Origin of the sequence: Mycobacterium liflandii (genome assembly GCF_022354805.1) — a bacterium.
GTDB classification, from domain to species: Bacteria; Actinomycetota; Actinomycetes; order Mycobacteriales; family Mycobacteriaceae; genus Mycobacterium; species Mycobacterium marinum.
The window spans coordinates 5,385,723-5,410,415 of sequence record NZ_CP023138.1 but is presented as its reverse complement, the minus strand read 5'-3'; the positions used below and the strand labels follow the sequence as shown (position 1 = coordinate 5,410,415).

The 24,693-nt window shown below is 62.8% G+C and carries 10 protein-coding genes, 6 pseudogenes and 1 riboswitch; of the genes and pseudogenes, 6 read left to right on the top strand and 10 right to left on the bottom strand.

Annotated features, from left to right (window positions below; all coding sequences use genetic code 11):
* Positions 1-57: 57 nt before the first annotated feature.
* From metE to CKW46_RS23945, 4 genes are all read right to left on the bottom strand, one after another.
* Complete coding sequence (gene metE / locus CKW46_RS23960; protein ID WP_015356872.1) at positions 58-2,349, bottom strand: 5-methyltetrahydropteroyltriglutamate--homocysteine S-methyltransferase; 2,292 nt, start codon at positions 2,347-2,349, stop codon at positions 58-60.
* Positions 2,350-2,484: 135 nt separating this feature from the next.
* A riboswitch (cobalamin riboswitch) is annotated at positions 2,485-2,710 on the bottom strand.
* 55 nt (positions 2,711-2,765) lie between these two features.
* On the bottom strand, positions 2,766-3,416 hold the full coding sequence (locus CKW46_RS23955; RefSeq protein ID WP_012395891.1) for an SDR family oxidoreductase: 651 nt from the start codon (positions 3,414-3,416) through the stop codon (positions 2,766-2,768).
* A 16-nt stretch (positions 3,417-3,432) separates the two neighbouring features.
* Positions 3,433-4,275, bottom strand: coding sequence for an SDR family oxidoreductase (locus CKW46_RS23950; RefSeq protein ID WP_117436476.1), 843 nt, complete (start codon positions 4,273-4,275; stop codon positions 3,433-3,435).
* Between the two features lie 104 nt (positions 4,276-4,379).
* Positions 4,380-5,654, bottom strand: a complete 1,275-nt coding sequence (locus CKW46_RS23945; RefSeq protein ID WP_041300567.1) for a TetR/AcrR family transcriptional regulator — start codon at positions 5,652-5,654, stop codon at positions 4,380-4,382.
* A 519-nt stretch (positions 5,655-6,173) separates the two neighbouring features.
* On the opposite strand from CKW46_RS23945, the gene CKW46_RS23940 reads away from it, so the two are divergent.
* From CKW46_RS23940 to CKW46_RS23925, 4 genes and pseudogenes are all read left to right on the top strand, one after another.
* Complete coding sequence (locus CKW46_RS23940; RefSeq protein WP_012395888.1) at positions 6,174-7,343, top strand: PPE family protein; 1,170 nt, start codon at positions 6,174-6,176, stop codon at positions 7,341-7,343.
* Positions 7,344-8,323: 980 nt separating this feature from the next.
* A pseudogene (locus CKW46_RS23935) lies at positions 8,324-9,527 on the top strand (ISAs1-like element IS2404/ISMul1 family transposase).
* A 718-nt stretch (positions 9,528-10,245) separates the two neighbouring features.
* Positions 10,246-10,941: an IS110 family transposase gene (locus tag CKW46_RS23930; protein ID WP_499018396.1), complete on the top strand. Its 696-nt coding sequence runs from the start codon at positions 10,246-10,248 to the stop codon at positions 10,939-10,941.
* A 633-nt stretch (positions 10,942-11,574) separates the two neighbouring features.
* Positions 11,575-13,023, top strand: coding sequence for an aldehyde dehydrogenase family protein (locus tag CKW46_RS23925; RefSeq protein WP_036451074.1), 1,449 nt, complete (start codon positions 11,575-11,577; stop codon positions 13,021-13,023).
* Positions 13,024-13,412: 389 nt separating this feature from the next.
* Here CKW46_RS23925 and CKW46_RS23920 read toward each other — a convergent pair whose 3' ends face one another.
* The gene (locus CKW46_RS23920) at positions 13,413-14,615 is read right to left on the bottom strand and encodes an ISAs1-like element IS2404/ISMul1 family transposase (RefSeq protein ID WP_482053470.1); all 1,203 of its coding nucleotides are present in this window, start codon (positions 14,613-14,615) and stop codon (positions 13,413-13,415) included.
* Between the two features lie 282 nt (positions 14,616-14,897).
* Here CKW46_RS23920 and CKW46_RS23915 point away from each other — a divergent pair, with 282 nt between their 5' ends.
* The gene (locus CKW46_RS23915) at positions 14,898-16,664 is read left to right on the top strand and encodes a PE family protein (RefSeq protein WP_482052490.1); all 1,767 of its coding nucleotides are present in this window, start codon (positions 14,898-14,900) and stop codon (positions 16,662-16,664) included.
* A 65-nt stretch (positions 16,665-16,729) separates the two neighbouring features.
* Here the strand turns inward: CKW46_RS23915 and CKW46_RS23910 are convergent, their stop codons facing one another.
* A complete protein-coding gene (locus CKW46_RS23910) occupies positions 16,730-19,336 on the bottom strand; it encodes a beta strand repeat-containing protein (protein ID WP_482052489.1) in 2,607 nt (868 codons plus the stop codon).
* A 65-nt stretch (positions 19,337-19,401) separates the two neighbouring features.
* Positions 19,402-19,824: pseudogene (locus CKW46_RS23905) on the bottom strand (PPE family protein); the annotation flags it as partial.
* A 229-nt stretch (positions 19,825-20,053) separates the two neighbouring features.
* On the opposite strand from CKW46_RS23905, the pseudogene CKW46_RS23900 reads away from it, so the two are divergent.
* Positions 20,054-21,256: pseudogene (locus CKW46_RS23900) on the top strand (ISAs1-like element IS2404/ISMul1 family transposase).
* Between the two features lie 423 nt (positions 21,257-21,679).
* Here the strand turns inward: CKW46_RS23900 and CKW46_RS23895 are convergent.
* The 3 pseudogenes from CKW46_RS23895 to CKW46_RS23885 all read right to left on the bottom strand — a co-directional run.
* Positions 21,680-22,129: pseudogene (locus tag CKW46_RS23895) on the bottom strand (hypothetical protein); the annotation flags it as partial.
* Positions 22,130-22,148: 19 nt separating this feature from the next.
* A pseudogene (locus CKW46_RS23890) lies at positions 22,149-23,351 on the bottom strand (ISAs1-like element IS2404/ISMul1 family transposase).
* 144 nt (positions 23,352-23,495) lie between these two features.
* Positions 23,496-24,683, bottom strand: a pseudogene (locus tag CKW46_RS23885) (PPE family protein); the annotation flags it as partial.
* Positions 24,684-24,693: the final 10 nt, after the last annotated feature.

The following is a 24,693-nucleotide window of genomic DNA, read 5'->3' as shown; positions in this document are numbered from 1 at the left end:
GACGCCACTGCGAGATTTCATCGCGAAACTCGCAGTGGCGTCACACTCGACAGACCCCTACGCCTCGGGTCGTACTTTCTGTGCGGCGGCGACCATGTTCTGCAGGGACGCCGTCACCTCATCAACGTTGCGGGTCTTGAGCCCGCAGTCGGGATTGGCCCAGAGCCGCCCAGCCGGAACGGCTTTCAAGGCGGCACGTAGCGAATCCGCCATCTCCTCGGCGCTGGGCACTCGTGGTGAGTGAATGTCGTAGACGCCGGGGCCCACACTGTTGGCAAAACCGATCGCATTCAGATCGTCGAGCACCTCCATGTGGGAGCGTGCCGCCTCGATGGAGGTGACGTCGGCATCAAGGTCCGCGATGGCCCCGATCACCTCACCAAATTCCGAGTAGCACAGGTGAGTGTGGATCTGGGTCGAGTCGGCAACTCCGGACGTCGCCAAGCGGAAAGCGGCTACCGCCCAACGCAAGTACACATCCTGCTCGCTGCGCCGCAGTGGCAACAATTCGCGCAGCGCCGGCTCGTCGACCTGGATCACCGCGATGCCGGCCGACTGCAGGTCCACGGTCTCATCACGAATGGCCAGCGCCACCTGATTGGCGGTATCGGGCAGCGCCTGATCGTCACGCACGAAAGACCACGCCAGGATGGTGACCGGGCCGGTCAGCATGCCCTTGACCGGCTTGGCGGTCAGCGACTGCGCGTAGCTGATCCAGTCGACCGTCATCGGATGGGAGCGCGCGACGTCACCGTAGAGAATCGGCGGACGCACGCAGCGGCTGCCGTAGGACTGGACCCAGCCATTCTGAGTGGCGAAGAAGCCGTCCAACTGCTCGGCGAAGTACTGCACCATGTCGTTTCGTTCCGGCTCACCGTGTACCAGCACGTCGAGTCCCAGCTCTTCCTGTAGGGCGATGACGTCGGCGATCTCTTTCTCCATCCGGCGCGCGTACTCCGCCTCGTCGATCTCGTCGGCGCGCAGTGCCGCACGGGCGGTTCGGATCGCCGTGGTCTGCGGATAGGAGCCGATCGTCGTGGTGGGTAGCGGCGGCAGCTGTAGCCGTGCCTCCTGGCTGAGTCGGCGTGTGGCGGCATCGCCCCGATGCACACCCGAGGCGAGGATGGCATGGATGCGGGCCCGCACCTGCCCGTTGTGCAGCCGTGGATCCTTCTTGCGGGAGGCCACCGCTTCGTTGGACGCCGCGATCTCAGCGGCGACCGCCTCGCGCCCCTCGCGCAGAGCGCGGGCCAGAACCGCGACCTCGGCCACCTTCTCCGCGCCAAATGCCAGCCAGCTGCGCAGGCTAGCGTCCAGGTCGGTCTCGGGCTCCAACGAGTACGGCACATGCAGGGTCGAACACGACGTGGACACCGCGATGCTGGCTGCCGAACCAAGCAGGGTCGCCAGCCGGCTCAACGCCGCCTGCAAGTCGGTGCGCCAGATGTTGCGACCGTCGACGATGCCGGCTACCAGCGTTTTGTCGGCCAGCTCAGGAGCCGCGACGATGGACGCGATCGCGGTGTGCGCACCGGCAACCAGGTCGACGCCGATCGCCTCGATGGGGGTACGGGCCAGCGCCCCCAGCGCGGCGCCCGGGTCGCCGAAGTAGGTAGCGACATGAATGGCCGGCCGGTTGGCCAGTGACCCCAGCGCGGTGTACATCCGTTCGGCAAGCGCGGGCGCGTCGGGGCAGATGTCGGTCACCAGCGCCGGTTCATCCAGCTGTACCCATTGGGCACCGCTATCGGCGAGCAGTGACAATAGCTCCGAATAGATCGGCATCAGCTCCTCGAGCCGCCCTATCGGCGCGGATGCGCCGTCGACGGCCTTGCTGAGCAGCAGGAAGGTGACCGGGCCGATGACCACGGGCCGTGCCGGGATGCCGAGCTCCTGCGCCTCTTTCAATTCGGCGAGCACCTTGTCGGGATGCAGCCCAAACCGGGTGTCCGGCCCGATCTCGGGGACCAGGTAGTGGTAGTTGGTGTCGAACCACTTGGTCATCTCCAAGGGCGAGACCTCAGCATTGCCCCGCGCCGCGGCGAAGTAGCGGTCCAGGTCGTCGCAGATCCCGGCTACTCGGGTGGGCAAGGCGCCCAACAGAACTGCGGTGTCAAGCATCTGGTCGTAGTAGGAGAAGGTGTTCACCGGAACTGAGTCCAGACCGGCCGCGGCCAGGTCGGTCCAGGTGTCGCGACGCAGGGTGGCGGCGACGGACTCCAACTCTGCTCGGTTGGTGCGTCCCGCCCAATAGCCCTCGGTTGCGCGCTTGAGTTCGCGGCGCGGACCAATACGGGGAGAGCCGGTAATGGTTGCGAAAAATGGTTGCTGGCTTACTAGCTGAGTCACAGCGCGTCCTTCAATTGACGGGGTGATCACCGCCCTCGGACGCACAACCGACCCGACTGCGCCATGCTTTGACCGCACGAGCACAACCGCTTCGGCCGAACGCCCATTCCACGAGGCGATGAGCCGCCGGGCGCGGCGCGCCCGGCACAACTGGCAGGTCTTCGGACTCGCAGGCGCGCACCCGGTGGTGCTCCTAGTGGCCGTCGCTTCCCAGTCGTGAAGGACCAGTGCTTGTTTCGTTCATGACGGCGGTCGTTCCCGCATACCGCTGCGGGACAGTTCCGGATTCTCACCGGATTCCCTCTTACGACGCATCGTTGATGCCTCGCTCGATGCCGACACCGCGTGGGGCGATGACGGCAGACCAGCTGCGTGGTCCAGGTTACTCTGCCGCCCCGCGGTCGCGTACTGGCCGGTTAGTCTGCCAATGCCGTGGCGATGGGCACATCGCCGTTGTTGAAGTCGATGGTCCGGCCGATGGTTGAGTCGTCGTTGAGCGTGGCGGCGATCACCCGCGCGACATCGGCGCGCGAGACCGTGGCTTTGCCGCTCTTGCCCGTGCCAATTGAGATCCGCCCGGTCGCCGGTTCCATGGTGAGCCGGCTCGGCCCCAGCACGGTCCAGTCCAGGTTGCTGGCACGCAAATGGGCGTCCGCGGCCGCCTTCGCCTGCGCATACGGGAAGAACGAATCATCAACCGATACACCATGATTAGGGCCGGCGCCGAAATAGGAGACCATCACAAACCGCTGCACACCCGCCCGCGTCGCGGCATCGATGACTCTGATGGCGGCGTCGCGGTCGACGGCATAGGTGCGCGCTGGATTGCCGCCGCCCGCGCCGGCGGAGAACACCACCGCATCGTGCCCGGTCAGCAGTCCGGCCAGCGCGGCGGTATCTAGCCCTTCGATATCGGCTTGCACCGGTGTGGCGCCCGTTGCGGCGATGTCATCGCGGTGGTCGGGGTTGCGGAAGACCGAGCTCACCTGGTCGCCCCGGTCGGCCAGGATGTGCCCCAGTAGCAGAGCGACCTTGCCGTGGCCACCAAAGACAACAACACGCGTCATAGCAGCGACGCTACCGCTAGGGCATCGGGACGCGGCCCATGATGAGGTCGATGATGGGCTTGCCTGGCGGGTAGGCGCCGGTCAGTGACGATATGGTGTGCCCGTAGTCCACCAATAGCGTGATCCCGCTGATCCCGAAGGCGGCCGCGCTGTTGAGGAACACCATCACGTCGCCCATCTGCTCCGGGGTGTGCACTTTGGAGCCGGTCTCGTCGCGGTAGTCCTGCGCGAAGGTGAGCCACAGGTCGGCATTGGCTTGCGCCAACGGGGTATCGGTGGGGCCTGGGCAGATGGCGTTGATGCGGATCCCCCTTTTCAGCAGGGGATAGGCCCTGGTCGCCACGTAGGCATTGATGGCTTTCTTGCTGAAGCCGTAGTGAATGATGCCCTCGGCTTCATGCGCCGATACCCAGTCCTGGGCCGCTCCATAGTCAGGAGTGGCCAGGAACTCGGTCAGCCGCGGCAGGTCGTTCTCCCAGCCCATGCCCGCGACCGACGAGATGAAACAGACCGCCGATCCCGAAGGAAGCTGGTCATTGGCCAGCAGGCGGTCGATCAGATGGCGGTGGCCGATGAAATTGATCTTCATCAGGTCTGGTCCGTCTGCGACACCGGCCGCGGAGAACACCGCATGGACCGGCCCGCCCAGCCGCTCGACAGCGGAGTCGATGGATGCCGGGTCGCGCAGATCAACGCTCAGCGTCTGGGCGGCGTCATAACCCACCGGCGCGTAGTCCATCACGATGACTTCGGCGCCGAGTTCGGCCGCTGACTTGGCGGCCGCGGCGCCCATCCCGGTGGCGCCGCCGACGATCAGCGCTCGTTTGCCGTCGTACCGCAACCGATCCACAACTGTCATCAAGGTCCCTTTCCCCGGCCCCGGTTACCCGCCTCACTCTAAGGGGAACATATATTTGGTTCAATAGCGCAGTTGGTTCAATCGCGCCGGAGAAAGCGGTGCCGCTACTGGCCGCGCACGGCGACGCCACGCAACACCGTGTCACGGGCGTGAATGAGCGCCGCACGGGTGCCGACGAAGTGCAAGATGTTCTCCGGTATCCACTGCAAACCGATGACGCATCGGGCCAGCATCGTGATGGACGGCGGTTCGATCTGTATTTCTTCGGACCGCAGACCTTCGGACAGAAGCGATTTCATCTGTCGCAGCCGCGCGGCGTAGAGCCACCCCGGGTTGGGAGTATCCGGTGGCGACTGTCTCATCCACGCAAGCTGAATCCGGAACTCGTCGGAAAACTGATCCAGCGCATTGATATTCACCCAGCTAAGCGCGTCCAGCTTCTCGATCGGCGTCGCGTTCGAGCGCAGCACGGCGACCCAGCCCGCTTCGACCTTGTGTCCGAACGAACGCATGATTGACGCCAGCAGCTTGTCTTTGGATCCGATCACCCGGTACACAGTCCCGGTGCCAAGTCCGGACGCAGATGCGATGTCTCTGATCGTGGTGACTTCGTAACCCTTGCGCCCGAACTCCATTCGTGCCACCGCCCGAACGTGGGCGGCCTTGTCACTGGGATCGGCGTCCTTTTCGTCGATCCATGTCGCGATCACGTCGTTTGCTGCGGACAGCGCATTGGAACCGTCCAGATCCACGTCGGTTGGTGCGTGGCTTGCCAAGCCTTGCAGAATGGTTCGGCACATCAACCCGGAGACCTGGTCGGCGGATGCGTTGCGACGCATCATGTCCAGACCTACTTGCAGCATTGTTTGACAGATCCGGTCGGCCAACGTGGGGAGGTCGATTTCGGTCCTGATGTAGCCGCTCCACCGCCCCGCGCGCAGCGTTTGCAGCATGGCTTCTTGTATCGCTAGCGGACGTTGCGACGTCAGCTTCATCAGTTCGGGATCCGCGCTGGGGCCCTCGTAGAACGACATCTGAAGCGCGGCCCGATGCGCTACCGCACAGTTGGCGATCGCGGCTCCCAGTTGGGTGATCTTCTCGGCCACGGTTCGCGAATCGGGTTGGTCCAGCTTCGCTTGCCAGCTTTGCCCGATCTGATGTAAGTCGTCCTGATAGCGGCGGATCAGTTCGATCAGGATCGCCTCTTTGGACTCGAAATGGTGATAGAGGCTGCCCGGCAGAATGCCTGCGGCGTCAGCGATTTCCTGCAGCGACGTCCGCAAACCCGACGAGGCTATCAACGCCGCTGCGGTCTGGAGAATCTCGGTCCGGCGCGTCCCGGAGTCGTCCGTCCCGGCCTGATCTCGGTGATCAGCCATCCACCGGCTTTTCGCCGCTGCATTGACCTTCGCCATAGGCTACCGGTGTATGGGTCGGCAGAATTGCGACCTAGCAAACATATGCCTTCGTCCCTCCTGCCAACCAAATTTTTGTTAAATCTAGCAGACTGGGTGCTCGGGCAGTGGTCACGAGCGTGCCGGTGCGGGCCGGCTGCCCGGTCCTGTCGAACTGCCGGTTGGCTGCGCGATCGGCTTGCAGCGACGTGCGCCAGGGGCGGCCCGGCCCGTGGTTCGATCTTGCTGACTGCGCTGGCGCGGCGTAGCCGGCGCACGCCCGGTGAGAGGGCCCCGGCCGAGCTGACAGCGGCTTGGCGGGCTATTGACAGCAGGGTCCCATGTGAAAGCCCGGACGCCGGCGCCGACCCCGTCCTAGCATCTGGCCGTATTGGCAATTGTCGCCGAATGGCGACTGTTGCCTCGGGGGTCAAACGCAGTTGCGGAGGTTGTCGACAGGCGAGTTGTCCGGGGCGTTGGGGCGGCTGAACGGTTTGGGGTGTGATGATGTTGGACTTTGCTTGGTTACCGCCAGAGATAAATTCGACTCGGATATTCTCCGGCGCGGGCTCGGGGCCGTTGTTCGCCGCGGCGTCGGCCTGGGAAGGGTTGGCGCAGGATCTGTATGCGTCGGCGTCATCATTTGATTCGGTCGTCTCGGGGCTGTCCAGTGGGTCTTGGTCTGGTCCGGCGTCGGTGTCGATGGCGGCCGCCGCGGCGCCGTATGTGGGCTGGCTGAGCGCAGCGGCGGGCCAGGCCGAGTCGGCGGCCAATCAGGCTCGGACGGCGGCGACGGCGTTTGAAGCCGCACTGTCGGCGACCGTGCACCCGGCTGCCGTCACCGCCAACCGGATGTCGTTGGTGTCGTTGGTGGCAACCAATATTTTGGGCCAGAACACACCCGCGATTGCGGCCAACGAATTCGACTACCTGGAGATGTGGGCCCAGGATGTTGCGGCCATGGTGGGTTATCACGGTGGGGCGTCGTCGGTGGCCGCCGCCCTGGTGCCGTTCAGTCTGCCGCCCGTGGACCTGGCTGGATTGGCATCCCAGATCGGAACGCAGGCGTTCGGGATGGTCACATCCGCGTCCTCGGCGCTCGCCACACCGGTGCAAAGCGTCATGGCGGCCGTTCCGACGGCGCTGACGACGCTGCAGTCATTGCCACTGCAGGATGCGTCGATGCTGATGTACCCGTTCAGCATGGCGATGTCACCGCTGATGAACCTGATGAGTAGTTCGCTGCGCGGGTCGACCGCCGGGGTGGCCGGCGCAACCGCCGCCGGAATCCCCGCGAGCGCAGCGAAGTTGGTGGACGCACCGGTTAGTGGCGTGAAGGCGATGGGCGGGGCGGGGCTGGGTTCATCGATTTCGGCCGGGTTGGGCAAAGCGCGGATGGTCGGCGCGGTATCGGTTCCGCCGACCTGGGAGGGATCGATGCCCACGCGGATGGCTAGCTCGGCGATGTCGGGGTTGGGCGCGGCCGGTGTCGCCAATGAGGCTGAGATGGCCGCGGCGGGACGACCCGCCGGAATGCCGATGATGCCGATGCCGATGGGTGCGGGTGCCGGTGCCGGTGGCGGGATGCCCGGTGGAATGCTGGGCCGAGGCGGTGCCAGCCCGAACCCAATACAGTCCCGGCCTAGCGTGGTGCCGAGGACGGGAATCGGATAGCGCGCCGATCCAATCGGAGTCCTCGGAGTCGAGGTCTGGCCTCAATTTTTCGTCGAGGGTGATGTCGGTCGAACTCGGCGATCTCGATGCGTTCGGTCTCGGACACAAACCGTGAAGAGATGACCGTGGTGGTCAGGGGCCAGGGGCCAGGGGGCACGACCCGTACCTGCCGTCTTTTCGGTGCACCCTGATGCCGTTGCGCCAGTTCCGGCTCGTCGAGCGACTGATGCCAACTTCACATGCGACCTTGTGTCGCTCCACCTGTGAAGTGCCTTCCTGTCAGGATCTTTGAAGCGTAGAGAATTTCATCATCCCTTGCACGACAGGAACTTTCGCAAATCTACACTCCGAAACTCGCAACGTTTCACGAAAAATCCAGGCTAGGCGTGGTCGCAACACTTTTCTAGGTTCTAGAGGTTGTGCCGGCATCATCGCGTCGGGTGAAAATGGGGCCGGAACGTCGTCCGCAGTCGGTCAAGCATCAGCGGTTCATGGAGTTGGGGGCTCGCGGCTGGAGCGTGCGTGCTGCGGCCCGCGTAGTCGGTGTTTCCCGGTCCGCAGCGACGAACCGGACGCGGGGTTGCAAGACTTGCCGCAACGGCGTCGCTGTCGGGTTCGTCCCGCCGCTGGATCGTCTGCCGGTCCGGCAAGTCAGCTCGCGATACCTGTCTCGGGACGAGCGGATCGAGATGGCCGATCTGCGCCAGTCGGGGCTGAGTCTGCGGGCGATCACGGGGCGGGCATGCAGTGATCGGCGTAGGTCTTGTGGCGGGTGCCGGCCGGTGTCATGGTGACGCCACACCATGCGGCCGAGGTGTGATCCACTATGGTCCGCCCCAGGGCTCCGGCGTTGTTGATTAGCAGGCTTGTGAGCTGGGTTGATGATCTTTGGTGCCGCGCTATTGGGGCCGGAGTGTAGGCACGGGCTATCTGGAGAACGATCGAGTTGGTTACTGTTCGTCGTTGGTCTGGAGTTGCCCGTGCCTACCGTTTCAGTATTGCCTGTGTCGTCGGTTCCAGAGGTGTTCGACCGCTGGAGTCCTGGTGAGCGCAGTGAGCTCATCGGATCGGAGTTTCTCGGTGTGTTGGCCTCGGTGCTAGACCCGAGGGACCCACGCGGTCGGAGGTATTCGCTGGTGGCTTTGTTGGCGATCGCGGTTCTGGCCACTGCCGCGGGGATGCGCGGCTATGCTGGTTTTGCCACATGGGCGGCCACCGCTCCCGATGATGTGTTGGCCTAATTAGGGGTCCGGTTCCGGCGGCCCAGTGAGAAGACCTTTCGCGCTGTTTTGTCTCGGCTAGACCCCGCCGACCTCAACGCCAGGATGGGCAGTTACTTCACTGCACACGTGGCCAGCAGCGACCCCAGTGGATTGGTGCCGATCGCGTTGGACGGCAAGATGCTGCGTGGTGCCTTTACGCGCCAAAGCGACAGCCACGCATCTCGTGTCGGTGTTCGCCCACCGTGCCCGATTGGTGCTCGGTCAACTCGCTGTCGCCGAGAAAAGCAATGAAATTCCCTGCGTACGTGCCCTGCTCACGCTGCTGCCGGGTAGCTTGCGGTGGCTGGTCACCGTGGATGCGATGCATACCCAGGTCGTCACCGCGAAGTTGATCTGCGCCACCTTGAAGTCGCACTACCTGATGATCGTCAAGTCCAACCAAGCCAAAATACTTGCGCGTATCACCGCGCTGCCCTGGGCCGAGGTGCCCGCAGCCGCTACCGACGACTCCCGCGGCCACGGCCGTGTCGAGACCCGCACCCTGCAAATCATCACCGCTGTACGAGGAATCGGCTTCCCCTACGCAAAACAAATCATCCGGATCACTCGTGAACGCTTGATCACCGCCACCGACCAGCGCAGCGTGGAGGTGGTCTATGCCATCTGCAGCCTGCCGTTCGAGCACGCCCGCCCTACCGCGATCATGACCTGGATGCGTCAACACTGGGGAATCGAGAACAGCCTGCACTGGATACGCGACGTCACCTTCGACGAAGACCGTCAAAGGGCACATACCGGAAACGGCGCACAGGTCCTAGCAACGCTACGCAACACCGCGATCAATCTGCACCGCCTCAACGGCGCCGACAACATCGCCGAAGCCTGCCGGATCACCGCTTTGACCGCCAACCGCCGCCTAGACCTCCTCAATCCACAATTCCCCAGCTCACAAGCCTGCTAATCAACAACGCCGGAGCCCTGGGGTCCGCCCCAGGCTGATGGCGCTGGTCTCGCCGGGAATCAGCCAATGACTTTGCTCCGTCGCTTGGTCTCCGCAAAAGGAGCAATCAACAAGATTCGAATGTCGAACGCGACCCTTGCGTTCGACCGGAACTTTAACCAACGATCAATATCGCAATTCTCAATCAGCGGTCGATTCGCCAGCGGGCGGCCATTCCGAGGGAGCCGTCCCAGCGTGGCGCAGGGATATCCATACCCGCCGATTGGGGTGATCAGGGCCTTACGACAGCCCTCGAAACACCTCGCAAACAACTTGCGAAGGGCTATCTGTTGATAGGGCTGCAACGTTTCGCCTTTGGCGCCGACGTCGAGCGTAAGACATGTTTAACCATGCTCGTGCACCTATTCCCGTGACCACGGCCACCGCCGGAAGCGCACGGTCAAGAACGGCTCGGTCCTGGCCGGCTATGGCACACTCATGATGAAGAACGCACTGGCCAACACGATGCCAACCCTGACTGTTCAGCTCGTCCAGTCGCTGAACTGGAATGCATAGTCATAAAGGATTTCCCTGTGCCTGAAATTCGTTCATATGATAGCGCGCACTCGTATTGTGGAATCGTTTGGGGCGCGGAAGTTCACGACGTTGGGGCGGTCGATGACGTTGGACGAATAGTGCTGCGGAAACGAGTTCAGAGCGACCTGCGGGACTCACCCATTTGTTGACGCTGCTAGCTCGAGCCGGTGACAGTCCACACCATCCGATACCCCTAGCGGCCGAAGTCGACCGCAGGTTATGGGTGATAGCTCTGCGCTCCGCCGGCCGTCCCATCTACTCCATCGATGCGCTGGCGTCCGCGCGATATCACACAAGTCACGCAGTGTCGGCAGCCAAATCCGCCAACAGCGGCCCGGTGCTGCTCGCGAACATTGTGCGCACCAACCAGGCCGCCCTCCGGCCGCTACCGCCTTATACCGGGCCGCCTGATGCTCTTGGAGCGCTGGCTCGAGACCTACAAAACGCGGTATGGCTGCGTCAGCAGCTTGAGAATCGGATCGTCGACCTGCTCATGGACTTCTACCCAGCCGCCATCGCCGCCTTCGCTGACCCCCTCCAAGGCGGGCTGGTCCGTCGCGATGCTCGTATGCTCCTATCCGTCGCACCGAACCCGAACCGGGCCGCCGCGCTGACAACAAGCAGGCTGCGCCACCTGCTCCGCAATGCCGGCCGTCAACGTCATGTCGACCGCGACGCAGAGCGGCTGCGGCAGGTCTTCACCGCAACCTACCCACAGCAGCCGACCCATGCCGAGACGGCGATGGGAATTCGGCTGGCAGGGCAATTGGCGCAGCTAGAAGCCGCGTGCATCACCGTTGATCGACTCATCGAGCAGGCCACCGCCCAGTTTGGCTGACTGCCAGGACGCCTTGTTGTGCAGGTGTCCCAGCAGATGCCGTTCCCGAGCAATGAACTTCGCTCCGATATGGCCGCTTCTTCGTTTCTGTCGGCGGCCACGGAGAAGTCCCGATGGGTAGCCGGCCGAACGTGGACTGGGCCGGTCTCGATCGCGGTTTCCCCAACGGAGTCCCCAGTAGCTCCGCCGTTTCTGGCCGTGCATTGAATACGCCCGGACTGGATGCCTACCTCGGAACAGATATTTGGTCAATCAGGACGTCGGGCTGGAAACGACGACGAGCGACCAATTGATTGGCGACCCCATTGAGTTCGGATCGTCTGACGCGCTTGGGCCTGCTGGCCTCGGCTATCGCGGCTCGTAGGCTGCGAGTATGCCCGGCCGTCACGGGGATTTGATCTGGAGAAATAGCGGTCCGGTTTCATCGATGCCGGTCTGCGGGACACGCGGTAGGCCCGGACGCCCGCATGTTCGTGGTTGCCAACCGGCTGCTTTGCGGTAAGGCTTTCTATAGGGTGGCTCGGCTATTGCTGAGCATCCCGCCTCCCGGCGCTTCGCGGAGCGCCCCACCTATAGAGAGCGACAAACATGGCTGACACCACCGAGGCTGTCGAAGTTCGGTTCGAGTCCAAGATGATGATCGACGGCAAGCTCGTCGATGGCCAGGCCGGCACCTTCACCAACATCAACCCGGCCACCGAGGAGCCGCTAGGGGAAGTCGCCGACGCGTCGAAGACCGATATGCACCGGGCCATCGATGCCGCCCGGCGGGCGTTCGATGAGACCGACTGGTCAACCAACCGTGCGTTGCGCAAGCGCTGTCTCGAACAACTCCAGGAGGCCATCGAGGCCGAACGGGAAGAGCTACGTGAAGAACTCATCCTCGAGGCCGGGGCGCCTCGCGCGATTACCTTCGGACCTCAGCTGGATGCGCCGCTAGCCGACGCGCTGCGCTATCCCGTCAAGCTGATCGACGAATACCCGTGGGAAACCGACCTGGGTGACGTGCTGGTCAGTATCACGGGCCAAATGACCACCCGCAAAGTCTGGCGGGAGCCGGTCGGGGTGGTCGGTGCGATTGTGCCGTGGAATTTCCCGTTCGAGGTCACCATCAACAAACTCGGCCAGGCGCTGGGCACCGGTAACACCGTGGTACTCAAACCGGCGCCCGACACCCCGTTCAACGCGACCCGCCTGGGCCGACTGATCGCCGAGAAGACCGACATACCACCGGGAGTCGTCAGCGTGGTTACCGCCTCGGACCACCTGGTGGGGGAGGAGCTCACCCTCTCGCCCAAGGTGGACCTGATCTCGTTCACCGGCTCGACCGGCGTCGGGAAACGGATCATGGAAAAGGGCGCGGCCACCATGAAGCGGCTGTTCTTGGAGCTGGGCGGTAAGTCGGCCACCATCGTTTTGGAAGACGCCGAATTCGGCTTGGCATGCGCGATCGGTATCGCACCCTGCATGCACGCCGGGCAGGGCTGTGCCAACCCGACCCGGATGCTGCTGCCGCGATCGCGCTACGACGAGGGGGTGGCGATCCTCAAGAGCATCTACGACAACGTTATGCCGGGAGATCCGCAGGACCCCGCCACGCTGTGCGGCCCGGTGATCTCGGACAAGCAACGCAAACGCGTGCTTGGATACCTCAACAAAGGTGTCGAGGAAGGAGCCACCTGCCTGGTCGGCGGGCCGGATGCCCCGACCGGATTCGACCGGGGATTTTATGTGAGGCCAACGCTTTTCGTCGACGTCGACAACTCTATGACCATCGCCCAGGAGGAGATCTTCGGCCCGGTGCTGTCGGTGATCCCGTTCGACACCGAAGAGGACGCGATCCGGATCGCCAACGACAGCGTGTACGGATTGGCCGGCAACGTGATGTCGGGTTCGTTGGAGCATTCGCTGGCGGTAGCCCGGCGGCTGCGGGCCGGCTTCATCGGCGTCAACGGTGGCGCCCCCTACGGGGCCGATACACCGTTCGGCGGATACAAAGACAGTGGCGTGGGTCGTCAAAACGGTGTCGCTGGATTCGACCAGTACACCCAGATCAAATCGCTGGGCTACCCGGCCGGATAGGGAGGAGCGATTGCGGTCCGTTCTAGAGGATCGCATCGGCCGGCAGCTCTCCAGGCCACGGGTGGCCGGTCTCGCGCCAATAGCCGCGGCATCTAGGCCAATTCAAGCAGTGTTGAGAATTCATAGAGGGCTTGGCTGTTTAATCGATGCACGGTGCCCCGCCATGACCACGGAAAGGACGAACCGACTGACGGCGATGGACGTCGATCGGGTCGGTCCGGTTGTCGACGCGAGAACGACAACCAAACCCTGACATCGGCCGGGGAGGGACACCGGCGGAAGACGGATCAGTACCCACAACGAGAACTCTTGAATATTGATGTTCGACTGCGAGTCAAGGCTTTTGGCCAAGGACGTAACCACGTATGCCAGGGCTCCGGCGTTGTTGATTAGCAGGCTTGTGAGCTGGGGAATTGTGGATTGAGGAGGTCTAGGCGGCGGTTGGCGGTCAAAGCGGTGATCCGGCAGGCTTCGGCGATGTTGTCGGCGCCGTTGAGGCGGTGCAGATTGATGGCGGTGTTGCGTAGCGTTGCTAGGACCTGTGCGCCGTTTCCGGTATGTGCCCTTTGACGGTCTTCGTCGAAGGTGACGTCGCGTATCCAGTGCAGGCTGTTCTCGATTCCCCAGTGTTGACGCATCCAGGTCATGATCGCGGTAGGGCGGGCGTGCTCGAACGGCAGGCTGTAGATGGCATAGACCACCTCCACGCTGCGCTGGTCGGTGGCGGTGATCAAGCGTTCACGAGTGATCCGGATGATTTGTTTTGCGTAGGGGAAGCCGATTCCTCGTGCAGCGGTGATGATTTGCAGGGTGCGGGTCTCGACACGGCCGTGGCCGCGGGAGTCGTCGGTAGCGGCTGTGGGCACCTCGGCCCAGGGCAGCGCGGTGATACGCGCAAGTATTTTGGCTTGGTTGGACTTGACGATCATCAGGTAGTGCGACTTCAAGGTGGCGCAGATCAACTTCGCGGTGACGACCTGGGTATGCATCGCATCCACGGTGACCAGCCACCGCAAGCTACCCGGCAGCAGCGTGAGCAGGGCACGTACGCAGGGAATTTCATTGCTTTTCTCGGCGACAGCGAGTTGACCGAGCACCAATCGGGCACGGTGGGCGAACACCGACACGAGATGCGTGGCTGTCGCTTTGGCGCGTAAAGCACCACGCAGCATCTTGCCGTCCAACGCGATCGGCACCAATCCACTGGGGTCGCTGCTGGCCACGTGTGCAGTGAAGTAACTGCCCATCCTGGCGTTGAGGTCGGCGGGGTCTAGCCGAGACAAAACATCGCGGAAGGTCTTCTCACTGGGCCGCCGGAACCGGACCCCTAATTGGGCCAACACATCATCGGGAGCGGTGGCCGCCCATGTGGCAAAACCAGCATAGCCGCGCATCCCCGCGGCAGTGGCCAGAACCGCGATCGCCAACAAAGCCATCAGCGAATACCTCCGACCGCGTGGGTCCCTCGGGTCTGGCACCGAGGCCAACACATCGAGAAACTCCGATCCGATGAGCTCGCTGCGCTCACCAGGACTCCAGCGGTCGAACACCTCTGGAACCGACGACACAGGCAATACTGAAACGGTAGGCACGGGCAACTCCAGACCAACGACGAACAGTAACCAACTCGATCGTTCTCCAGAGAGCCCGTGCCTACACTCCGGCCCCAATAGCGCGGCACCAAAGATCATCAACCCAGCTCACAAGCCTGCTAATCAACAACGCCGGAGCCCTGCCACGTATGCGGACCTGCATGCGGGGCGGGGCGTTCGTGGTCTCGTGGCGCCGGAAGAAGTTGAGATCCGCAGCGCTGCTCAGCTTGTGACCGTGTCCGGCGTGCTATGCCCAGTTCCAGAGTTACGGAAGGATTGGCAGTGATCGATCTGCTCGCGAGCCCACAGGCGATGACCGCAACGGCTACGGAAGTGGCTGAAATAGGTTTGGCGATCAATCAAGCTGATCTGGCGGTGGCAGGGCCAACAACCGGCCTGGCTGCGGCGGCCGCCGACGAGGTGTCTGAGGCCATAGCGACGCTGTTCGACAACTACGCCCAGGGGTACCAGGCGGTCAGCCGGCAAGCGGCGGCGTTTCACGATGCGTTTGCGCAGACGTTGTTCGCGGCCAGCGACTCCTATGTGCGCGCCGAGGCGGCGGCCGTGAAGGCGCTTGCGGGGCTCACCGAACCAGTCGCGAACCTGTTCGCGCCGGTGCTCAGCGGCCCGGAAAGTGTGGCGGCATCAGCGACGGCGTTGCTGTCAGGGGCTCCTCTGAAATCCGTTGAGGCCGCGTTGATCCTGAGTGAAAGTGGTGTGCCGACACCTTCGGCAAGCTACATCAGCGACGTCTACACCAAGTACGTCGAGCCGAATTTCCCCTCTGCGACCGCTCCGCAAGGCGTATCCACCCCCAACGGGCTATACCCGTTTACTGGCATCAAGGATTTGACCCTGGACATATCGCTGGCCCGGGGTGCAACGATACTCAACGACGCGATCCTGCAGCAGCTCGCTGCCCTGCCCGCCGGGAGTTCCGTCGCTGTTTTGGGCTACTCCCAAAGCGCGGTGCTGTCCTCGCTCGTGATGCCGAAGCTCTTGGCCGAAGGCGTCACGAGTTCACAAGTCAATTTCGTATTGCTCGGCAACCCAATGAATCCCAACGGCGGCGTGCTTGCTCGGTTCCCCGACCTCACGTTGCCGAGCTTGGGTTTCACGTTCTACGGTGCGACTCCAGACAATGCTTTTCCGACCGTCAGTTACACGCTCGAATACGACGGCTTCGCCGACTTCCCGCGCTACCCGATCAACTTGCTTGCCGACATCAACGCAGTTATGGGTATCCCGTTCGTGCACGCTGACTATCAGCATCTTACGCAGGCGCAGCTCGACTCAGCCGTTCAGTTGCCCACCGAGGGCCCAACCCAGGGCACGTACTACATGATTCCAACTGAGCACCTGCCGTTGCTGGCGCCGCTGCGCTTCATCCCCTACGTCGGCGACCCGCTGGCTGAACTGCTGGAGCCAAATCTGAGGGTGCTGGTGAACTTGGGTTATGGCGACCCGGCCTACGGCTACGACACCGGGCCAGCTAATGTGCCCACACCGTTTGGCTTGTTCCCGCCGGTCAGCCCGCTCACGGTGGCCGAGCACCTAGCCGCGGGGACGCAGCAGGGAATCGTCAACTCGGGCGCTGCGCTCCAAGCCCAGAGGCCGCCCAGCATTCCGCTATCGGACATAGCGCACACATTGACGGCGAATCCGCCATGGGCAGGTACGCCGGCGTTGCCGCCTTCGACATCTCCGGCCTCATCAATCGAGGACTTCATCTTGGCGGTGCAGCCGGCGAATAGCTCGATCTCGCGTGGCTTCGTCAAGACGCTCTCGACGGCCTACGCGACATTGCTGCCGACCACGGATATCGCCAGTGAGCTTGTATTCACTCTGCCCAGCTACAACCTCAACCTGTTCCTGGACGGAGTGATCCAGGCAATCAACGGCCAGCCCATAGAGGGACTGATCAACGCGATCGGCAATCCGATCGCCGCCAGCACGGGACTGATCACACTTGCCGGCGGATTCCAGTTGATAGTCATCTCGTACGCACTCGACACGATCCTGTTCGGCACACCACATCCGCTTCCCTGACCCGCGGGAGATCCCGCACCATCGCAGGGTTGCCGTGGCGTAGCGGCGGCGCGCGGCCCGGGGGGCTAGTTGAAGAACCCCGATTGGTCGGGGTTGGCATTGAATCCTCCGGAGCTGTTGTTGCCCGAGTTGGCCACGCCCGAAGTCGCGGTAAGGAGGCCGTTTGTGGCCGAGTTGGCGATGCCCGCGGTCCGGAAACCGGTGTTGAACAGGCCGGTGTTGAAGCTGCCGGTGTTGTTGATTCCCACGCTTTGGCTGCCGCCAGCGTTGAGCAGACCCGAGTGACCGCTGAACAGCGCGCTCGTGTTGGCGTTGTGGAAACCGGAGTTCGTGTCGCCGGTGTTGTTGAATCCTGAATTGCCGCTTCCGTTGTTTCCGAAACCGGAGTTTGTGACGGCCTGGTCGGCCGAGCTGCCGAACCCCGTGTTGAGGTCGCCCGAGTTGATCCCGCCGGTGTTGGTGTTGCCGGAGTTGCCCCACCCGGTGTTGTGGTCGCCCCCGTTGAAGTCGCCGGTGTTCAGGGTGCCTGAGTTGAAGCTGCCGGTGTTGTAGGAGCCGGAGTTTCCGGCGCCCATGTTTGCCGCGCCCGCGTTTCCGAAGCCCATGTTGCGGTCGCCGGCGTTGCCAAAGCCGAAGTCGGCGCTGCCGGCATTGCCAAAGCCGGTATTCGTGGATCCGGCGTTCCACAAACCGGTGTTGGTGTCACCGGAGTTCGCCAGGCCGAAGTTGGCGTCGCCGGAGTTGAAGAAGCCAACATTGTTGTCGCCCGAGTTGAACAACCCGATGTTGTTGTCACCGGTATTGCCGAAACCGAGGTTTCCGGCACCCGAGTTCAGCGCGCCGATGCCGACCAGGTTGTCGCCGGTGAGCCCGAAGCCGATGTTGTTGCTGCCGTTGTTGCCCAGGCCAAGATTGTTGTTACCGAAATTGCTCAACCCGACATTTGAGTTGCCGTGGTTGCCGCTACCGAAGTTGGTGGAGCCGGCGTTGCCGCTGCCCAGGTTCGTGTTTCCGGCGTTGCCGCTGCCCAGGTTGGCCTGTCCGATATTGCCGAATCCGAAGTTGGCGTCGCCGGTGTTGCCACTGCCCAGGTTGTAATCGCCGATGTTGCCCAAACCGAGGTTGCCTACGCCGGCATTGCCGATGCCCAAGTTGGGAGCCGGTAGGTCTAATGCGGGCAACCCTGACGTCGTCGCGGCGGCCAGGCCGTCCGTGCCGGTGAGCACAAGACCAGAGGTGCCGAAGAAGCCGGACTGCTCGTCGCCGGCGTTGAATACACCCGAGCTGCCGTTGCCGGAGTTGAACAGTCCCGAGGTGTAGGGGAACACGGCGTCGCCGCTGGAGTTCCCCGCTCCGGTGTTGAATGTCCCGTTGTTGAACAGACCGAAGTTGTCGTCGCCCAAGTTGCCGATGCCCGCATTGGTATTGCCTGAATTGTTGATACCGGAGTTAACGGTCCCGCCCGCGTTCAGGAATCCGGAATTGCTGTTGGTGCTGTTGAAGAACCCGGAACTGAAGCTGCCGGTATTATTGAAGCCCGAATTTCCGGAACCGGCATTCCGGAATCCAGAGTTCGCTACGGACTGGTCCTCCGGACTTCCCATTCCTGTATTGAGGTCACCAGAGTTGAAGAAACCCGTATTGGTGAAACGCGAGTTGCCCAGTCCGGTGTTGTGGCCGCTCGAGTTAAAGTATCCGGTATTCATGCTGCCGGAATTGAAGTCGCCAGTATTGAAGTTGCCCGAATTGAAACTTCCCGTATTGAGCAGGCCCGCGTTGCCGAGGCCCACATTCGAAGAGCCGCCGTTTCCGGCGCCCACGTTGTTGACGCCAGAATTGCCGAAACCAAAGTTGCTCAGGCCGGAGTTCCCGAAACCGGTGTTGGTATCGCGCCCGTTCCAGAAGCCGGTATTGATATCGCCAGCGTTCTCGAACCCGAAATTTCCGCTTCCGGAGTTGAAAAATCCGATGTTGTTGTCGCCGGAGTTGAAGAAGCCAATGTTGTTGGTGCCGGAGTTTCCAAAACCGAGGTTCCCGGCACCCGAGTTGAGTGCGCCGATGCCGATCAGATCATCGCCGTTGAGGCCGATGCCGATGTTGTTGTTCCCGTTATTGCCGAGTCCAACGTTGTTGCTGCCGAAGTTGCCGAAGCCCACATTGGAGTCGCCCGCGTTTCCGCTGCCCAGGTTCAGTGAGCCAGTGTTGCCGCTGCCGAAGTTCGTGCTGCCGTTGTTCCCGCTACCCCAGTTGAGGGAGCCGAAGTTTCCGAGGCCCAGGCTTGAACTACCGGCGTTGCCCCAGCCGAAGTTCGCGTCGCCCACTGCATTGCCGAAGCCAAAGTTGAGGCTGCCCAAGCGGTTTCCGCTGCCGAAGTTGATGTTGCCGGTGTTGCCGCTGCCCAGGTTTGCGTTGCCCGCATTTCCGCTGCCCAGGCTGGCGTCGCCGATATTTCCGCTGCCCAGGTTGAACGATCCGGTGTTGCCGCTGCCCAGGTTGTAGTCGCCGATGTTGCCGACACTTAGGTTCGCGAAACCGATGTTGCCGATGTGCAGAACCGGGAACCCAACCGCGGCCGCGCCGGGCAGCGCTGCGGCGGCCGCGGGCCCGGGCGGAGGCAGTGCCGTCGTGGCCCCGCCACCCGGTTCTGCAGGGTGCGCAATGCCTGCTGCCACGGTGCCAGCTGCGCGGCCACCGCTGAGGCTCCACTGTGATAGCCCGCCATCGCTGCCACGTCCTGGGCCCACAGCTGATCGTATGCGGCCTCGGTCGAGGCGATGGCAGGGGCGTTCTGGCCGAACAGGTTTGACACGACCAGCGAGACCAACTGATTGCGGTTGGCCGCCACTAGCTCGGGATGTGCCGTCGCCGCTTGCGCCGCTTCAAAGACGGCAGCGGCCGCGTTAGCCTGGGCGGCCGTCACCGCGGCGCGCGCCGCTGCGGTACCCAGCCAGCTCGCATAAGGTCTGGCCGCAGCGGCCATCGCCGTCGCCGCTGCGCCCTGCCACGCCTCGCCCACGAGTCCCACGGTGATCGCGGAGAATGACTGGGCTGCTGAAGCCAGGTCGGCGGCCAGCGCGTCCCACGCCGCCGCGGCGGCCAGTGTTGGGCCGACCCCGGCGCCGGCGAATATTCGTGCCGAATTGATCTCGGGCGGCAACATCATAAAGTTCATCACGACACCCCTTCGGTGTTGATCCAGGCCGACGTCGGCAACGGAAACCAGCAGCGGCCGGCCCTGCGTCTCCCCAGGGCTCCGGCGTTGTTGATTAGCAGGCTTGTGAGCTGGGTTGATGATCTTTGGTGCCGCGCTATTGGGGCCGGAGTGTAGGCACGGGCTCTCTGGAGAACGATCGAGTTGGTTACTGTTCGTCGTTGGTCTGGAGTTGCCCGTGCCTACCGTTTCAGTATTGCCTGTGTCGTCGGTTCCAGAGGTGTTCGACCGCTGGAGTCCTGGTGAGCGCAGCGAGCTCATCGGATCGGAGTTTCTCGGTGTGTTGGCCTCGGTGCCAGACCCGAGGGACCCACGCGGTCGGAGGTATTCGCTGATGGCTTTGTTGGCGATCGCGGTTCTGGCCACTGCCGCGGGGATGCGCGGCTATGCTGGTTTTGCCACATGGGCGGCCACCGCTCCCGATGATGTGTTGGCCTAATTAGGGGTCCGGTTCCGGCGGCCCAGTGAGAAGACCTTCCGCGCTGTTTTGTCTCGGCTAGACCCCGCCGACCTCAACGCCAGGATGGGCAGTTACTTCACTGCACACGTGGCCAGCAGCGACCCCAGTGGATTGGTGCCGATCGCGTTGGACGGCAAGATGCTGCGTGGTGCTTTACGCGCCAAAGCGACAGCCACGCATCTCGTGTCGGTGTTCGCCCACCGTGCCCGATTGGTGCTCGGTCAACTCGCTGTCGCCGAGAAAAGCAATGAAATTCCCTGCGTACGTGCCCTGCTCACGCTGCTGCCGGGTAGCTTGCGGTGGCTGGTCACCGTGGATGCGATGCATACCCAGGTCGTCACCGCGAAGTTGATCTGCGCCACCTTGAAGTCGCACTACCTGATGATCGTCAAGTCCAACCAAGCCAAAATACTTGCGCGTATCACCGCGCTGCCCTGGGCCGAGGTGCCCGCAGCCGCTACCGACGACTCCCGCGGCCACGGCCGTGTCGAGACCCGCACCCTGCAAATCATCACCGCTGCACGAGGAATCGGCTTCCCCTACGCAAAACAAATCATCCGGATCACTCGTGAACGCTTGATCACCGCCACCGACCAGCGCAGCGTGGAGGTGGTCTATGCCATCTGCAGCCTGCCGTTCGAGCACGCCCGCCCTACCGCGATCATGACCTGGATGCGTCAACACTGGGGAATCGAGAACAGCCTGCACTGGATACGCGACGTCACCTTCGACGAAGACCGTCAAAGGGCACATACCGGAAACGGCGCACAGGTCCTAGCAACGCTACGCAACACCGCGATCAATCTGCACCGCCTCAACGGCGCCGACAACATCGCCGAAGCCTGCCGGATCACCGCTTTGACCGCCAACCGCCGCCTAGACCTCCTCAATCCACAATTCCCCAGCTCACAAGCCTGCTAATCAACAACGCCGGAGCCCTGTGCGTCTCCCCAACCGTCCACAGCCCGGAATGCGGCTATCCGGCGTGCCTTCTGCCAATAGCGCTGTGCTCGTAGCCCCGTGTGTAAGCCACGCGGTATTGGCAACGTAATACGAAGTCCGTCGTGATTTTTGGCTTTTCGCCGATTTCTTACTGTTTAAGTGAGGGGTGCAATTAATGGAAAGTAATTCTAGTTTCGATAAACTAATAAACTAGAGTTCTATTCTAGCTTTATGTTCGAGGCCTTCGATGGGGTGTGCGGAGATCCCGCACGCAGTCTGGGCAGGGGTAATGGCGTCGTTGCGCGTAAGTCCGGCGCGCCCGGTGTGGTGCCGAGTAGGCGGGCGGATCTCTCGGTGGCAAATACTGGAATTGGAATCTGATTTAGGGCGAAGTGACGATGGCTAGTTGTTGAAACCGGACTGATCGTCTCCAGAGTTCAGGGCGCCCGAGCTGTTGGTGCCCGAAATCAGTAGGCCCGAGCTGTCGCTGCCCGAGTTGGCTATCCCCGTGTTGAAGGTCCCGGTATTGAATATTCCTGTGTTATTGCTGCCTGAGTTGCTGAACCCGACGTTGGTAGCGTCACCGGAATTGCGCACTCCAGAGTGGCCGTTCGCAGAGACGCCGGTGTTGCTGTTCTGGAAGCCGGAGTTGCCGTCACCAGAGTTGAAGAAGCCGGAGTTGCCGCTTCTGGAGTGGCCAAAGCCGGAGTTCGGTCCGGCTTGTGTGTCGGGACTGCCGATGCCGGTGTTCAAGCCGCCCGAGTTGTAGCCACCCGTGTTGACGTTGCCCGAGTTTTCCCAGCCCGTATTGGTCTCACCCGCGTTGGAGAAGCCCGTGTTGTAGGTGCCCGCAGGGCTCCGGCGTTGTTGATTAGCAGGCTTGTGAGCTGGGGAATTGTGGATTGAGGAGGTCTAGGCGGCGGTTGGCGGTCAAAGCGGTGATCCGGCAGGCTTCGGCGATGTTGTCGGCGCCGTTGAGGCGGTGCAGATTGATCGCGGTGTTGCGTAGCGTTGCTAGGACCTGTGCGCCGTTTCCGGTATGTGCCCTTTGACGGTCTTCGTCGAAGGTGACGTCGCGTATCCAGTGCAGGCTGTTCTCGATTCCCCAGTGTTGACGCATCCAGGTCATGATCGCGGTAGGGCGGGCGTGCTCGAACGGCAGGCTGCAGATGGCATAGACCACCTCCACGCTGCGCTGGTCGGTGGCGGTGATCAAGCGTTCACGAGTGATCCGGATGATTTGTTTTGCGTAGGGGAAGCCGATTCCTCGTGCAGCGGTGATGATTTGCAGGGTGCGGGTCTCGACACGGCCGTGGCCGCGGGAGTCGTCGGTAGCGGCTGCGGGCACCTCGGCCCAGGGCAGCGCGGTGATACGCGCAAGTATTTTGGCTTGGTTGGACTTGACGATCATCAGGTAGTGCGACTTCAAGGTGGCGCAGATCAACTTCGCGGTGACGACCTGGGTATGCATCGCATCCACGGTGACCAGCCACCGCAAGCTACCCGGCAGCAGCGTGAGCAGGGCACGTACGCAGGGAATTTCATTGCTTTTCTCGGCGACAGCGAGTTGACCGAGCACCAATCGGGCACGGTGGGCGAACACCGACACGAGATGCGTGGCTGTCGCTTTGGCGCGTAAAGCACCACGCAGCATCTTGCCGTCCAACGCGATCGGCACCAATCCACTGGGGTCGCTGCTGGCCACGTGTGCAGTGAAGTAACTGCCCATCCTGGCGTTGAGGTCGGCGGGGTCTAGCCGAGACAAAACAGCGCGGAAGGTCTTCTCACTGGGCCGCCGGAACCGGACCCCTAATTAGGCCAACACATCATCGGGAGCGGTGGCCGCCCATGTGGCAAAACCAGCATAGCCGCGCATCCCCGCGGCAGTGGCCAGAACCGCGATCGCCAACAAAGCCATCAGCGAATACCTCCGACCGCGTGGGTCCCTCGGGTCTGGCACCGAGGCCAACACACCGAGAAACTCCGATCCGATGAGCTCGCTGCGCTCACCAGGACTCCAGCGGTCGAACACCTCTGGAACCGACGACACAGGCAATACTGAAACGGTAGGCACGGGCAACTCCAGACCAACGACGAACAGTAACCAACTCGATCGTTCTCCAGAGAGCCCGTGCCTACACTCCGGCCCCAATAGCGCGGCACCAAAGATCATCAACCCAGCTCACAAGCCTGCTAATCAACAACGCCGGAGCCCTGTATTGCTGCCCGAGTTGAAGAAGCCGACGTTGTTGTCGCCCGCGTTCCCGAAGCCCATGTTGCCTATGCCGGCGTTCAGGCCGCCGATGCCGATCTGATTGCTGCCGCTGAGCCCAAACCCGATGTTGTTGCTGCCGTTGTTGCCGAAGCCCAGGTTGTTGGTGCCGAAGTTGCCGAAGCCGATGTTGGAGTCACCGTTGTTGCCGCTGCCGATATTGAAGGAACCGTTGTTCCCGGTGCCGAAGTTGTAGCTGCCGGCGTTGCCGCTACCGAAGTTCCCATCGCCGAAGCGGTTCCCGAAACCGATGTTTCCACTGCCGAAGCGGTTGCCGCTACCGAGGTTGAGATTTCCTGAGTTTCCCGAACCGAAGTTGGTATCGCCCAAGTTCCCGTTACCGAAATTGAAGAAACCGTTGTTTCCGTTACCCAGATTTACGTTGCCGGTGTTGCCGCTGCCCAGGTTCCCGTTGCCGATATTCCCGCCGCCCAGGTTGGCTGAGCCAGTGTTTCCGCTGCCCAAGTTGTTGTTGCCGATATTGCCGATGCTCAAGAAGTTCCCGCTGCCGTTGTTGCCAATGCCCAGCGCCGCGGCCGGGCCGGACGCGAGTGCAGCTGCCGCTGACGCGGCCGGTCCAGTTGTGGCCATTGCGGCGACCCGGCCCGGTAGGGCCTGTATTGCCTGCTGCCACGGTGCCAGTTGCGCGGCCACGGCCGACGCACCGCCGTGGTAGCCCACCATCGCTGCCACGTCCTGGGCCCATAGCTCTTCATAGGTAGATTCGGTGGCGGCGATCGCCGGCGCGTTCTGGCCAAACAGGTTGGAGAGCACCAGCGACACCAGCTGATTGCGGTTGGCCAGCACCAACTCCGGGTGCACGGTGGCCGCTTGCGCCGACTCAAATACCGCCGCGGCCGCCTTGGCCTGCGTGGCAGCGCCCAGCGCCCGAGTTGCTGCCGCGCTCAGCCAACCGGCATACGGTGCGGCCGCTGCCGCCATCGCGGCGGCAGCGGGCCCCTGCCAGGATCCGCTCGCTAACCCCGAGGTGACCGACGAAAATGCCTCAGCTGCCTCGCCCAGCTCGGCGGCCAGTCCGTCCCAGGCCGTGGCGGCCGCCAGCGTTGGGGCTGATCCGGCGCCGGTGAACATCAGCGCCGAGTTGACCTCCGGAGGCAACATCATGAAGTTCATCAGGTCTTCC